The organism is Microvirga sp. 17 mud 1-3 (assembly GCF_003151255.1).
In the GTDB taxonomy this organism is placed as follows: domain Bacteria; phylum Pseudomonadota; class Alphaproteobacteria; order Rhizobiales; family Beijerinckiaceae; genus Microvirga.
In genome coordinates this window covers 213,986-227,805 of sequence record NZ_CP029481.1, presented here as the reverse complement: position 1 = coordinate 227,805, position 13,820 = coordinate 213,986, and the positions used below count along the sequence as shown (strand labels likewise).

The following is a 13,820-nucleotide window of genomic DNA, read 5'->3' as shown; positions in this document are numbered from 1 at the left end:
CAAGCTTGAGCTGCGAGAATGGGGAACCTGTTCAAAGGCGAGACTATAGAAACCATCAGGTTTGCTCCTGTTTTCACGCCCTTGTGGGGTCCACCTCACGCCATAATGCTCAACCCGCCGTCGACGTAGGTCGTCGTCCCGGTCAGCCGCCGAGCGAACGGTGTCGTCAAGTAGGCTGCCGTGAGGCCCACATCATCAATGTCCACCAACTCGCCAATGGGCGCCCGCTCGATAGCTTCGGTGAGAAGCACGTCGAAATCCTTCAATCCCGAAGCCGCCCGAGTTTTCAGGGGACCAGGCGATACGGCATGCACCCGGATGTGTTTGGCGCCTAACTCATAGGCAAGATAACGGACAACGCTCTCCAGCGCCGCCTTCACGGGACCCATCATGTTGTAGTTCGGGACCACCTTGTTGGCTCCATGATAGCTCATAGCCAAAAGTGTTCCGCCCTCGGGCATCAGGGGCTCTGCGAGCCGCGCCATGCGGACGAATGAATGGCAAGAGATATCCATTGCCACCTTGAATCCTTCGTCAGAGCTATCGACGAGCCGCCCCTGCAGATCTTGCTTCGGGGCGAAGGCAATGGAATGTAGTGCAATGTCGAGGCTGCCCCAACTTTCTCGGATCCTTTCAAAGACCGCCTCGAGTTGCCCGGCCTGGGATACGTCGCAAGGCGCGAAGATCGATGCTCCGAGCTCCTTCGCGAGAGGCTCGACATAGGGCTTTGCCTTCTCGTTGAGATAGGTTACCGCAAGCTCTGCCCCGAGTTGACGGAATACCCTTGCGCATCCATAGGCGATTGAATGTTCATTGGCTATGCCAATGACGAGGGCGCGCTTCCCATGCAGGATCTTCGATTGAGCGGCGATCTTCGTCAGTTCAGATGGCTGATCGTTCATGAGCTTGCCCTCGCGCGCCGACTGTAGCGCCTGTGACGGGCGGATCCCTGTTTAGACACGGATTCAGGATGGACTTCTTTTGGACGCGTCGTCCGCATAGCCCTGATCGCCTTGCCGTCCCTCTCGCCTCCTCCAGCTTCCGAAAGAAGGTGCCGCATTTCGCCGAGCAAGGTGATCTGCTTGGCATTGGCCTCGATCCGGCCCTCCACGCGGTCGAGCAAGTCAAGGAGGCCACGCCGGTCGGCGGAGGTTCGCAGGAGTTTGGGAAGCGTCATGAGCGCCCTCACCGGCTCGAAATCGACGATGAAGGATTGCTCGCGAACAATCTCCCGGGCGTCATCTGCGGGCATGTCGAGAAGGCCAAGGTCCTGGCTAATGAGTTCACGTGTCCGCTTCATGGTCGAGAGCCGCCGCCGCCCGGTGCCAGCTTTCATGACCAAAAGCGCTGCACGGACCATGGCACTATTCCGACCACCTTCTTCGATATGCGACAGCGCCTCCTTCACCAGGGGCGCATTGCGCGCATCAATAGGTTCTTCTTCGCCCGGCTCTTTCGCCTCAGTCGCCATGCTGATACTAGCCGGGCCATAGGTGCGGAAGAAGGCATTCTCGACGGCAGCATCGCGCAGATCGCGATAGAGATTCCATGATGCTGAGATATTGGCTGCAGCAAAATGTTCCATCATCGTCAGCGGACCATTCTCGTCACGTGGGGCACGGTTTGCCTTCGCCATGTCGGCCGCGCCTTTGAGGGGCCACAAGAGGGGATTGAGGTCTGACATGGACCAGCGCTGGACGCGCTGGGGATTGAAAGCTCGGGCGATCCCTGCCGCAGCCGGAGTCATTATCGGCGCCACAAGCGGGTGGACAAAAGCCTCATAGGCAGAAGCCAGAGCCTCGGAGGTCTTCTCGACTGCCTCAAACGGCATCTCGTCCTTACGGCTATATTTCTGCAGGACATGCAGGTCCTCAACCCTGCGCTCCGTCAGCAGTACGTCGTAGTGTACGCTCCCATTCGCTTTCTGCTCCTCAACCTGCATGCTGTAGAGTCCCGGCGACAAATGCTCAATGTACTCGATCAGGTCGACGATCTGGGTGTATTCGCGCTTCGCAACCGAGCCGGAAACGAAAATCCCAAGGTGACCGACGCTCTCGTGCATCAAGCCGACGATCACCTGTCCATTAGCCTTGAGGGCCTCGGTGGTCGGATAGAGATCAGCGACCCAGTTGAAAGCCTGCTGTGGCGGCGTGATGTTGTCGCCTAACGATGCGAACAGGATAATCGGTGACTTGATTGACCGCAGGTCAAAGGCCCGTCCCTCGGACCACTCGGCGTCACCGACCGCCAGATTGTTCCCGACAAAAAGGTTCTCGACGATCCACTTGATTTCCTCGCGGTTCATCAGGAAGAAGCCGCCCCACCAGCGTTCGAACTCGAGGAAGCGCGCCGGCTCAGTATCGATCTTCGAGAACAGCGTGTAGTACTTGTCGAAATACGTATTTGCCGGATTGAGGTACTCAAAATTTTCGACGAGGTAGGCTCCGTCGAACTTGCCGGCGCCGAGATCGCTAGCGAAGAGCGCCGGCCAAAGTCCGCCGAGGATTCCACCAGCGTAGCGCATCGGGTTTTCGCCGTCGTTTCCGGCCCAGTATGACATCGGAGCACCATTGATGACGATCGGACCGACGAGATCCGGCTCGACCGCACCGACCAGCATCGAGGCCCAGCCGCCCTGGCAGTTGCCAAACAGGACGGGCTTGCGGGCTTTGGGGTGGCGCTGACCTACAATACGGAGGAATTCAGCCTCGGCACGTGAGACGTCGGCGAGCGTCTGTCCGGGCATTGGGTCCGGGAAGAAGATGACAAAGTAGACCGGGTACCCAGCTTTAAGTGCTACCCCGACCTGCGAGTCCTGCTTGAACCCACCAATGCCCGGCCCATGGCCTGCCCGGGGGTCGATGATGACGAAGGGCCGCCGATCAGGATCTATTTTGGTGCCAGCTGGTGGAATGATACGCACTAAGGCGTAGTTTACAGGCTGCTGGAACGTGCGGGCATCCGCGACTATCTCCCAGTCAAATGCCAGCAATGGCTGCTTGCCGGATTTCTCATGCTCGATCCAGTTATTCCCACGCTGGCGGATCGTGTCCCAAAACAGGATTGAGCGCTGCGTAGAATCGAGCCAATAGGCGGTCGCGTCACGCCAGAGATCCAGAGGCGGCACTGAACGGATTGGCGCCTCCCTCAATGGCTCGCCGGCGGCCTTTATGGTATCAAGATAGCGTTCGAGCGCCTTCGTGCATCGCTCATGGTAGACCTCGGTGACCTTCATTTGGGAACGAGCAAGCTCTTCAATTCGGGTCTGCCCGCCACCCGCTCGTTCGCTCGCCCTGTGTTTGATGTCTCGCATCTCACTTGTCCCATCACGCTCCGGAATTCAGAGAAGCTTACTTTTTTGTGTCGCCCCACTTGAGGAAAAAGCCGACATCGCCCGGCAGCCCGCCGGGCCACTCGATAATGATCGCGCTCAACCTGAATCCGGCGCTTCTGAGCTGGTCACGCCACAGTTCGTAAGCTTGGCGCGGGCGTCCTGTAAGGGTTTCGGGCCAAGCCTGATCCGAATTGTTGATCGCACGGCCATGATCCGTACAGAGTGCATTGGGAAAGCGCATGACCATCAGCTCGGTCTGCCCTCGCTCCGCCGCTGCCCGCAGTTTTGACTTCAGCGGCTGCAGAATTTCCTTCAGTCGCTCCGGTGTCAGGTCGATAGGTTCAGCCAGTCGCTTAACCAGGTCCTGGCGCGCCTTTTCGGCGCGGTCCATGCCTTCAACCGACTTAGTAGCCTTGGCCATCTGCATCTCTGTCATGTAGTTCCGCAGATCCGCCGCTGACATGAACGTTTCGTCCCCAAGCTCCTGCTGAGCCTTGGATTCCTCCGGCTTGCTCTTCAGAGTTTCCATAACATCAGTCTCCGTGTTCACGATGCGATTCTGGCCTGTGTAGCTCCAAGCACGTTGCGTGCCTGCTGGGCGATCACGAGTTCTTCATTGGTTGGGATGACCCACGCCGTGGGCCCGGCTCCGGTGGAGATGCAGGGTCCACCGGTACGGTTTGCCGTCGTGTCTAGTGTAAGTCCTGCCCATGCGAGTCGGCCAATCACCTCGGCCCGGGTCGCCACATCGTTCTCACCAATGCCGGCCGTGAAGACGAGGCCGTCGATCCCGCCTAGGGCCGCGATAAGCGATCCGATTTCACGCGTGATCCTGTAGACAAACAGCTCAATGGCACGCTTGGCATCGGCATTCGTCTCCGCGTTAGCCCGCAGGACCCGCATATCGTTGGATAGGCCAGAGACCCCAAGCAGACCTGACTTGGTGTAGAGCACGCGCTCGGCCTCTTCTGGGCTGAGCCTCATTTCCCGGAGCATGAAGAAGACGACGCCGGGATCAACGGCACCGCAACGAGTGCCCATCGGAAGGCCTTCAAGGGCTGAGAACCCCATGGTCGTTGCGACGCTCTTTCCATGCTTAAGGGCACATAGACTTGCGCCGTTTCCGAGGTGCGCGACGATTACTCTCCCCTCGGCGAGGGGCGGATCATAGTCCTTCAGTACGGACGAAATGTAATCGTAAGACAGCCCGTGGAAGCCGTACCGTTTCACACCTCGCTCGCGCATGTCGCGTGGTAGTGCGAACATCCTCGCAATCTCGGATTGGCTCTGATGAAATGCAGTGTCAAAGCTGGCGATCTGCGGCAATCCTGGCAAGCGACGACGGACGATCCGGATCGGTTCCAAATTGTGGGGCTGATGCAAGGGAGCGAGCGGCACCAGCTTTTCCAAAGTCTGGATCACAGCTTCATCGACCAGAATCGGACTGGAATAAGCCTCGCCACCATGGACGACGCGATGGCCGATGGCGACGAGCTTGCGTCCTTCCTGATGCTTCCGCAGCCACGAGACAAGATGCATCAACGCCTCTTCATGCCCTTGCCGGTCGCCGGAACTCCACGTCATCTCATCCAGGAGTTTCCCTTGAGCATCCTTGACGATAAAGTGCGCTGAGTTTCCCAGCCCCTCGAATAGACCTTTGAAAGCCATGCATGGCTCTGTGCCTTCCAGCACGTCGTACACCTGGAACTTGAGGCTCGACGAACCAGCGTTGAGGACGATGAGCACGGGCGTCATAGCTCAGACCTCCGGAACAGCGAGCTGCTTTCGCTGCTCATCGGCGACAAGCGAGGCCACCGCACAGGACGCCAAGCGCGTTATCGTCGAGTCGGCCCGGCTCGTGAGGATGATCGGAACGCGGGCTCCGAGCACAATGCCCGCAGCATCGGCGTCAGCCAGAAAAGTCAGGCTCTTGGCGAGCATATTGCCGGCCTCGAGATCCGGCACGACGAGAACGTTGGCTCTTCCAGCAACCGGAGACTGGATCTTCTTGATCGTTGCTGCACCGAGATCAATGGCATTGTCGAGAGCGAGAGGTCCGTCAATGACAGCGCCCGTGATCTGCCCGCGGTCGGCCATCTTGCATAGAGCGGCAGCCTCGATAGTCGAGGGTATCTTGGGGTTAACTGTTTCCATTGCCGAAAGGATCGCCACTCGGATCGGATCGACCCGCATCGCTCGCGCGAGATCAATTGCGTTCTGAACGATATAGATTTTATCTTCCAGTGTTGGTGCGATATTAACGGCCGCATCTGTGATGATAAGCGGTGTCTCATGGCTGGGCACATCCATCACGAAGCAATGGCTGATGCGACGCGCCGTGCGCAACCCTCCCTCACGGCGGACGACCGCTCCCATGAGCTCGTCTGTGTGAAGGCTGCCCTTCATGATGGCTTCCGCCTCACCAGCCCTAACGAGCTCGACGGCCTTCTCGGCCGCCGCATGACTATGGAGAACGTCAACGATGCGGGTCGTGGACATGTCCTTACCGAGAGCCTCCGTGATGGCCCTGATCCTGACCTCCGGTCCGACAAGAATTGGTTCGATCAGACCGAGCTCCGCCGCTTCAAATACAGCTCCGAGAGAGGCTGCATCGCAGGGGTGCGCCACGGCAACCTTCAACCTCGGCAGAGACTGAGCGGTTGCTACGAGCCGCTCGTACTTCTCGTGCCGCCGCGAGCTTTGCTGTGACGCGTCCTGAACGGAAACCGCAGCTGTCATGATGGCCTCCCACCGGGCCGTTGCGATGGGTCGCCAAGTGCGCCAAGCGGCTTGCGGAGTCGGAACATCTTGGACCTATATCCGTGATTGCCTAGCCTTCTTGTGGGCAGAGTATTACCTTTTCCGAACCTGCTGCTTGACCTGTTGGGCCACAGTTTTAACAGTTTGGGACTGCCATACTCGTTGGCGCCAGCGTTTGGGCGTCAGTGATCTTTCGTTGGGCGGTGGACTCCATCGTCCGTTCAGGGCCTCCGCCTTTAGGCATAGAGGCGCATCGTGAGATTGAAGGGACCTTTAAGCGCAGCAAGCCGGTTCGCCTCCAGAGCGCGGCCCGGGCTTTCGTTCTGAACGAAGAGGACAAGAGAGCCGTCACCATTGTACCATAGCGGCATCCAGCTGCTGATGGCGAGCCGAATTAAGCTGCTCGCTACCTGGAAACCATTCGTGTCGGCGTTCATGGATCATCCATTGATGACCCGCGCTAAGGTCGGGACTTTCAACGCCATCAGCCGTTGCCCATCAGCTGGGGCTTGAGTAAGCCTGCGCCGGACGACGCTATCGACATTCTCGATCTCGAAACTCCAGTCGGGCTCGACGCCGATGCGCTTCATCCGCGCAAGGATCGGCTGATCGGTCAGTTGAGGTGGATCAACCTTCAGCAACTCTGCTGCGTAGGTGAAAAACTGCTCGGGGGCATCGTGTCCCCCTGCGCCTTCGGTGGAGTCTTCATGTCAATTGTCCGATCTGGCTCGAATGACACAGCCTCGAGAGCCTGACCCTATTGCGACACAGGGGTGATCCGGTATTCATGGATTTTGTGAACGGTCTCATAGTCTGCAGGAGCATCGGTCTCTGTCCGCCCGATGATCCAAACGTAAGGTGTCGGGACCTCAAGAACGTGCGTGTCCTCGGGGAGCCTGTAATCCTCGATCAAGCGCGACCCCGGATCGGGCCGCCAATCCTTTGCCGCCAGGAGAAAGTGGACTGCTTGCGTTCCCGTTGTACGCCAGCCGGGGGACGCGAACACGTAGGACTACGTATCGAGCATGGGTAGCAGATAGTAGCGCCCAGCGGGATCCGGGACCGAGGCTATGACGGGCTCATTTCGCAAGTCAAGAAGCGCCGACAAGTACGGCGTATCGAAATTCGGCTTGATGACGGCCGTGTCCTCCGCCTGGGGATAGGCGCGGATGTTGGCGAACGTAGTCATGCGGTTTCGGCTAAACCGGCCCCAGCAGTACCAAATGAGCGGGAATCCGCAAAGGTTTGCGGAAGAGCTTTCGCATCGGAGTTATCCTCCAAGTCTCTTTGAAAATTCGCCCTCTCAAGCGAATTCATTTGGCCGGTCGGAACGGAGAGACCTACGGAGCTGCCGGGTTTTTCGGACATGGGGATGGTTAGCACGCCATGCCGACGGGGTCTGCTCCGACCAGCGTCGAAAGGCACGAGTGAAGGCACTCGGCTCAGAGTATCTTAAGACCGTGGCGATCTGACTTAGTGCCATATTGGTATTTTCCAGTAGCTCGCACGCGATCTGGAAGCGGATCTCATTGGCGACCTGCCGGAATGCAAGACCTTCGGCTCGCAAGTGTCGGCTCATTGTGCGACGATGCATGGAGAAAAGGCGAGCGACCGTAGCAGCGGAGCACGTATCCCTGAGCAACTCGGTCCGAAGCACCCGCCGCAGGTCTTGAGTGAGGGAGCCGGAGCCATGGCTTGACGGCAGTTCGTCAGCCCTGCGCGTGGATGGCATATCCATCACTCCCTCTCCTCTTGGTAGCCCTGCGAAAGAAGGACCGCGCCATTATGGCGGCTCCTGCATCAGCCTGCTTGACCACTTGGGACGTTCCCTTGACAGTTGGGAACACTGGCAAGCTGCTGAATCAGCTACCTTCTTCGGGGGCATGCCCTTGACGAGCGTGAGAACCTGACGGGCAGCGGCTGGCTCGGCTTCATCACGGCCTGCCACCTGCACCGTTGGGAAGGCGAACTTTATCCCATTCTCATCGAAGGCCTTCTTGATCATCGCATATGCCTTGCGTCTGATCACGAATTGCTCACCTGGGCGCGTCATCATCTTCATGCGAAGCTGGATGGCGAAATCGCCAAACTCCTCCACGCCCTGCATCTTCAAAGGCTCGATGATATTCGATGCAACCTCCGGATCTGCCGCCAGCTCCTTGCCGACCTGCTTGATGATCTTCCTCGCTTTGTCGAGGTCGGTGTCATAGGTGACGTTGAGAGTCGTTTTGTCGATGACCCAGTCGCGGCTCATGTTCTCTACCGCGCCAAGCTGGCCATAAGGAACTGTGAAAACAGGCCCTCTATGATGCCGCAGCTTCACTGAGCGAAAGCCAAGCTTCTCTACGGTTCCCTTATAGGATCCACTCTGGATGTACTCACCGACCCGGAAGGCATCATCGAGCAAATAGAAGATCCCGCTGATGACGTCTTTGACCAGGGTCTGCGACCCAAATCCTACGGCAACGCCGAAGATTCCTGCGCCGGCAATGAGTGGACCGATTTCCACCCCTAGAGACGAGAGCGCCATAAGAACAGCTACCGTAGCCAAAACGATGAACGCAGCCATTCGAACCATTGGCAGCAAGGTCCGAACTCGCGCTTGACGCAAGGCAGCCTCGCTGCCTGGCGGAGCCGTAACCTGCATGGCTGACAGACGCCGATCGATCTGTGTCCTCACGATCTGCCAGAGGAGATCAGCCACCAACAGGATCACAATACTGCTCAATGCGCCACGCACCAGCCGAGTCATGATCGTGTCGCTACTCGTCATCTCTCCGAGATCGATCCCCCAGACCCAGCCCAGAAATAAGGCTGCCCCGACGATCAGGAGGGCTCGGATGCCTCGATCCAGGTAAACGGCTCTAAGGTCATAAAGGTGTGCGTCCTCGGTGCCGTCAGGAGGCCGTAACAGGTGACGCACGGCATCCTTGGTGATTCTGACCGCTTGAGGAAGCGCCATGACCAATATCAGGAGCCAGAACAGGCGCATCAGGCCTGCGACCCACAGTCCCCAAAGCAAGATGAGATATAGCGATAACAGCCACGTCCCGAGGCCATGATGACGCCGGAACCGTTCTGTTGCTTTCGGTGTCGTTTCAGCAAGTGGTATCGGCCATCTCCAGACAGCCTCAATCGCGATACCCAAGAGGCCAATTCCCATACCATACGCCACTAACCTGCGGCCGTCGGCAGTAAACCCGAGGGTGGTCACGAGCTCGACGGTTGCCCAACCGATTGCGAACCAGCCGATAAACAGAACAGTTCGATTGTGCCAGAACCGCGCCGCTTCGTCGTTTAGGGGAATGATCCGAAAGCCTTCAGGATCGTGGCGACCCACTGCCGGAGGCGAGAGGAGGATCCGGCTAACCAGGAGGGCAACCCGCACCAGCAGCGCCGCAAACAAATAGGCAAGCACGATCCGTCGTAGCAGAGGGGGCCAGTTGAAAATAAGGAAAGCGCCGATGCTTCCTAAGGCGAAAATCGTCACATAGGCCAGATCGAACGCCAGACGCCAACCGATCATCCGCAGGCGTTCGCCTGTCGTTCCTACCGGGCGGATGAGGATCCGGCCCCTTGCGGATGCTGTGCTCCTTCGGAAGATCCACTCGGCCCCGGCTCCAAGGCCGAAGAAGCCAAACACGAGGAGGATGACATCGAAGGCAGATCGGCTATGGAGCTCCAGCGTCAGGAGATCTGCGGCCCGAGCGAATTCACGGGGCAGGCCTGGAATCGCCACCATCAGAGAAGCCAGATGCGTCCGCAACGCATCAACGCGCGATGCCAGCATCTCGGAGTCCATACTTTGCGGCGGTTGTGGCGTCGGCTCCTTCGACACCGTTGCCTGCTTCTCCTGGTCAATCCACGTTTTGATGGCATGGTCATCCAGCAACTTAAGGAGCTCTTGAACTTGAGGCGGAGGGGTAGTCGGAGTCGGCGCGGTTTGGGCATGAGCCAAGCCGCCCAGCTGAACCATGCTCAGGAGCATCACTCCCCATAGTGCACGCAACATCTGAAGACGTCTCTGGCTCATGGACCACTCCGATCCAGACTGATCACGGACAGCAATAGACGATCTGACCGTCAATCGTTCCGAGCTGCTGGCATCCTGGCGTGGCGTAATAGGACGTGCCAGCAGCCGTAGCGGCCGCTGTTCCGCAGGCAACGGAGCGGCGGATAGTCCAGCGAGCCACATCCGCATAGCTCATCGGTGCCGCTAATTGACCGTCCCTCGCCCCCACTTGACTGATGACCGCAGCCTTAACGATCAACCAATTCACAATAAGGCGCCTTGTGCTTGACCGGCAGGGACAATCCCTTGACAGAATGGGCCACTAATGCAGTTACCCGAGGCGTCCGTCGGCCCTCCAGGCGGTGGGCGTCTGACCTGACCAACGCCGAAAAGCACGCGTAAAGGCACTCGCCTCAGAGTAACCCAATGCCGCTGCGATCTGGCCAAGTGGCACCTCGGTGTCCTGCAGCAATTGCCGGGCAATTTCGAACCGGACCTCGTTGGCGATTGCCCGGTAGCCCATTCCGCTGTCCTTTAGGCGGCGGCTCAGAGTACGGCGGTGCATGGTCAGCAGCTCGGCGATATCTTCTGCCGAACAACGCGTTCTGGTCAGTCGAGTGCGTAGTAGCCGCCGGATATCATCCGAGAACTCGGAGCCTTGGCTGCTCTTCATCTGATGAATTCGCTCTTCCAGCAGAGCTCGCATCACGGGATCGGCCCCGGCAATTCGAATATCCAGATCACGGGCCGAGAAAACAATGGTGGCGCTCTCCTGGTTAAACCGGACGGGCGCACGGAAGTGACGGCGATAAGGCTCCAGATCCACAGGGGTGATCCGGGGCAGCAGCACCTCAACAGGATTCCAGTCGACCCCGCACAAGGCACGCAACGCGTTGACCGCAACGGCAAGAGATCCATCAGCGATCTGATCCGCGCTTCTGGCCTCAGGCTGATAAACCGAGAAGGTGAACAGGGCCAGATCACCGCTGACGATTAACGACGGCACGGCCCCACGATTTTGGACGCTTAGGTTGGAAACAAGCGCCTGCATGGCAGCACCTACAGTCTCTGACTGCTGCATCAGGCGCCCCACTAGTCCAAGCGACAGAATCGTAGCACGTCGACCGACCAGTAAGCCGAAGTATGGACACTTTGTCCGGGCAACACTGAGGGTGAGCAGTCGACCCAAGGCCACGTGGGGAATCACGTTAGCTCCATCATCGAAAAGTCGCGGGTCAAGCCCGACCTCGCGGATGATGGGATCCGGATCGATTTGGAACTCGCGCAGGGTCGGCGCGATCTCCTTCGCAACGCCGAGGTGAATGTAACCGGGTGGAAGTGTGCGCCCGGGCCCCGCCAGGATGGATGGTGAGAGCGATACTGCTCGTTCTAAGCTGTCGCTCTCACTCTTGGACTCTGGCCCAACGTTGATGTTGATGGTCATCGCCATGGCCCTCCCCAGAGTTCCAAAATCTTGCTCAAGAGCACACGGTCGATCCACTCGGGAAGTGACACCTTGACCAAGATCAATTTAATCAAGCTTAGCCGGAAATTTGGATCCAGACACGGATTCGTCGTGTGCTCTCGCACTTCCACTGTCCGAACTGAGCAAAAAACTGTCTTGAAGCATCAACCCGACTGGTCTGATCGGTGTGACCTGGCGCTCAAATGCTAGCCTATCCGCAGGCTATGATCATCCCAATCAGCGCTCTCTTCGCTGCTCCGCTGACTTGAGATGATGTTCATATCCTTTTGCCAGATTAGGACGTATCTCTAATTATACAATTGGCACGAGCGAGTGACGCGGTGGTTTCAAGGGAGCTATCCTTTCGTCCCTTACCCTCGATGTTATGTCCGTTGCCGCCGAGACTTTGATCCTAGCCGGGTTTCTCGGCGTTCATTTTGTCTTGTCCCGAGCATTGATGACAGCCAGGTGATGGAGTTGGTGGTAAGATACCGACTGCGATTTCCTGCTCTCAGGATTTAGGCATCCGGAACGCTGTCTCCTGAAGAAGGAACGACGAAGCTCTACATATGTCGTTGTACTATTTCGCCCCGTGGCACTGGCTAGGGAGTGCTGGGTTCTCGAGAAGTGGGCCTCCAGCAGTAGCAGCGAATAGAAACATTCCGGCGACGATTTATTATGCGGCACCGGGGTACGCGCTCTTTCTACACTGTTTAATCATGATGACTTGTGACCACACAGGATACGAAGGAGCGCAGGGAAGGGTCGCCAGTCTGTCGAAGTACTTGTCCTGAAAGGCACCTCTTGAGTCCGCCGAGACTTCTGACGAACGATAAATGACGAAAGGCTCGGGTCAGCTTCGTTTACCATAAACTCTCGTCTGGACAGGAGCACTTCATGGGCAACGGATTCAAGGAGCGTCGGAGGAGCCGCCGCTTTCCGACCAAGCTGGAGGGGCGGATTGTCCCTAGGGGGGACGCACCACTCCTGGAATGTGTCGTATGTGATCTGTCCGAAACGGGCGTTCGTCTGGCTCTTTGCGAGAATGGAGAGCTCCCTCTAGAGTTCGAACTTGAAATTCCCGACGAAGGCGCACGTGCATCAGTACGGGTCATTTGGACAAATGGACGTGAAGTCGGGGCTGAGTTCATATAACTCTTGTCCCGCACTAAGGGGTCTGAGCTATGAAACTCGCAGCCGCCACTTTAATAATAATACCGGCCAATCGGCAATGTCCGACTATCTTTTGCAACAAGAGCCGAGCACTTCCCAGTTTTGGCGGCTTGCAAGAAGCACGCTGAATATTCCCAACGTTACGGTCACGATTATCGGAAGAAATGGGCCTCCTGCTGAAGGATGGAGGACAACGAGGGGCACGGTCTTGTAGATCGTCTCAAGGCGGCTTCGGAGCTCGACGAGGGACCCAGCCTGGCCGAGGCGCGGGCGCTGTTTCTCGAGGCGGCAGACGAAATCGAACAGTTACGGCGTCTGCTCGATGCCTCGATCCACGGTGACCGGGACCTGACAGCGCCAAAGGGCAGGGCTTAATGTTCGAAGCGATCCAGCGTCATCCCTTGTGGTGGGCTATGCCGATGTCGACCTTCAACTCAGATCCACGGCAGAGTTCTCATCTCTCTATTGTGGAAATGGTGTTGCGCTTCTTAAAGCCGCAGCACAACGCGCTATGGATATGATCCTGGCCGCTACTTCACGGCTCGGAGAAGGAGTTCACCGTGGCAAAAGCTGCAACTAAGACGACCACCCGCAAGGCACCGGCCCAAAAGGCCGTTGCTTCGAAGAGTGCCGGCAAAACCTCGTCCAAGACCACAAAGGCACCTGCCAGGGTCGCGACGTCCAAAGCTGCTCCGTCTAAGACCGCAGCGACCAAGACTGCGGCCTCCAAAGCGAGTGCATCGAAGGCTGCCGTGAAGACGGCTGCCAAGGCCGTGAAGATGTCTGCCAAGGCATCTGCCACCGCAGCGAGCCCAATTCTGACGTTACGCCAGATTGCCGACAACCTTGCCGCAACGCATGATCTGCCCAAGCGCCGGGCCAACGAGATGTTGGTTCAAGTGGTGGAGCTGATCACCAAGAGCCTGAAGAAGGGCGAGAAGATCCGTCTGACAGGGCTTGGCATCCTCCAGGTCCGCAAGCGCGCCGCGCGCATGGGTCGCAATCCGCAGACCGGCGAACCAGTGAAGATTAAGGCCTCCAAGAAGATCGCGTTCTGACCGGCTAAGGATCTCAAA

General features: G+C 58.0%; 13 protein-coding genes and 1 pseudogene. 3 read left to right on the top strand and 11 right to left on the bottom strand.

Going from position 1 to position 13,820, the window contains the following annotated elements; translation table 11 throughout:
* Positions 1-95: 95 nt before the first annotated feature.
* The 11 genes and pseudogenes from fabI to C4E04_RS01055 form a co-directional block, all read right to left on the bottom strand.
* Positions 96-902, bottom strand: a complete 807-nt coding sequence (fabI, locus tag C4E04_RS01095; protein ID WP_109594140.1) for an enoyl-ACP reductase FabI — start codon at positions 900-902, stop codon at positions 96-98.
* Entirely contained in the window at positions 899-3,313 is a 2,415-nt protein-coding gene (locus C4E04_RS01090) for a DUF3141 domain-containing protein (protein WP_109594138.1), read from the bottom strand. The genes fabI and C4E04_RS01090 overlap by 4 nt, the downstream gene beginning before the upstream one ends.
* A gap of 37 nt (positions 3,314-3,350) precedes the next feature.
* The gene (locus C4E04_RS01085; protein WP_109594135.1) at positions 3,351-3,863 is read right to left on the bottom strand and encodes a hypothetical protein; all 513 of its coding nucleotides are present in this window, start codon (positions 3,861-3,863) and stop codon (positions 3,351-3,353) included.
* A gap of 17 nt (positions 3,864-3,880) precedes the next feature.
* Complete coding sequence (locus C4E04_RS01080) at positions 3,881-5,089, bottom strand: acetate/propionate family kinase (RefSeq protein WP_109594133.1); 1,209 nt, start codon at positions 5,087-5,089, stop codon at positions 3,881-3,883.
* Positions 5,090-5,092: 3 nt separating this feature from the next.
* Entirely contained in the window at positions 5,093-6,073 is a 981-nt protein-coding gene (locus C4E04_RS01075; protein ID WP_109594131.1) for a phosphate acetyltransferase, read from the bottom strand.
* Positions 6,074-6,330: 257 nt separating this feature from the next.
* On the bottom strand, positions 6,331-6,531 hold the full coding sequence (locus C4E04_RS21260; RefSeq protein WP_245416194.1) for a DUF1214 domain-containing protein: 201 nt from the start codon (positions 6,529-6,531) through the stop codon (positions 6,331-6,333).
* A 3-nt stretch (positions 6,532-6,534) separates the two neighbouring features.
* Positions 6,535-6,735 (bottom strand): hypothetical protein, encoded by a 201-nt coding sequence (locus C4E04_RS21255; RefSeq protein ID WP_245416193.1) that lies wholly within the window; start codon positions 6,733-6,735, stop codon positions 6,535-6,537.
* Positions 6,736-6,851: 116 nt separating this feature from the next.
* Positions 6,852-7,283 (bottom strand): annotated as a pseudogene (locus tag C4E04_RS21250) (DUF1254 domain-containing protein).
* 114 nt (positions 7,284-7,397) lie between these two features.
* Entirely contained in the window at positions 7,398-7,673 is a 276-nt protein-coding gene (locus C4E04_RS21245; RefSeq protein ID WP_245416376.1) for a helix-turn-helix domain-containing protein, read from the bottom strand.
* A gap of 204 nt (positions 7,674-7,877) precedes the next feature.
* Positions 7,878-10,127: a mechanosensitive ion channel family protein gene (locus C4E04_RS01060; protein ID WP_109594126.1), complete on the bottom strand. Its 2,250-nt coding sequence runs from the start codon at positions 10,125-10,127 to the stop codon at positions 7,878-7,880.
* A gap of 310 nt (positions 10,128-10,437) precedes the next feature.
* Complete coding sequence (locus tag C4E04_RS01055; protein ID WP_245416192.1) at positions 10,438-11,556, bottom strand: AraC family transcriptional regulator; 1,119 nt, start codon at positions 11,554-11,556, stop codon at positions 10,438-10,440.
* A 912-nt stretch (positions 11,557-12,468) separates the two neighbouring features.
* Between C4E04_RS01055 and C4E04_RS21680 the strand changes: the two genes are divergently transcribed.
* The 3 genes from C4E04_RS21680 to C4E04_RS21675 all read left to right on the top strand — a co-directional run bounded on the left by C4E04_RS21680 (position 12,469) and on the right by C4E04_RS21675 (position 13,802).
* Positions 12,469-12,726 carry a PilZ domain-containing protein gene (locus C4E04_RS21680; protein WP_109594124.1) on the top strand — a complete coding sequence of 86 codons (258 nt, stop codon included), beginning with the start codon at positions 12,469-12,471 and terminating at the stop codon, positions 12,724-12,726.
* 201 nt (positions 12,727-12,927) lie between these two features.
* Positions 12,928-13,119, top strand: coding sequence for a hypothetical protein (locus tag C4E04_RS01045; RefSeq protein WP_109594122.1), 192 nt, complete (start codon positions 12,928-12,930; stop codon positions 13,117-13,119).
* Positions 13,120-13,304: 185 nt separating this feature from the next.
* On the top strand, positions 13,305-13,802 hold the full coding sequence (locus tag C4E04_RS21675) for an HU family DNA-binding protein (protein WP_109594120.1): 498 nt from the start codon (positions 13,305-13,307) through the stop codon (positions 13,800-13,802).
* Positions 13,803-13,820 lie beyond the last annotated feature (18 nt).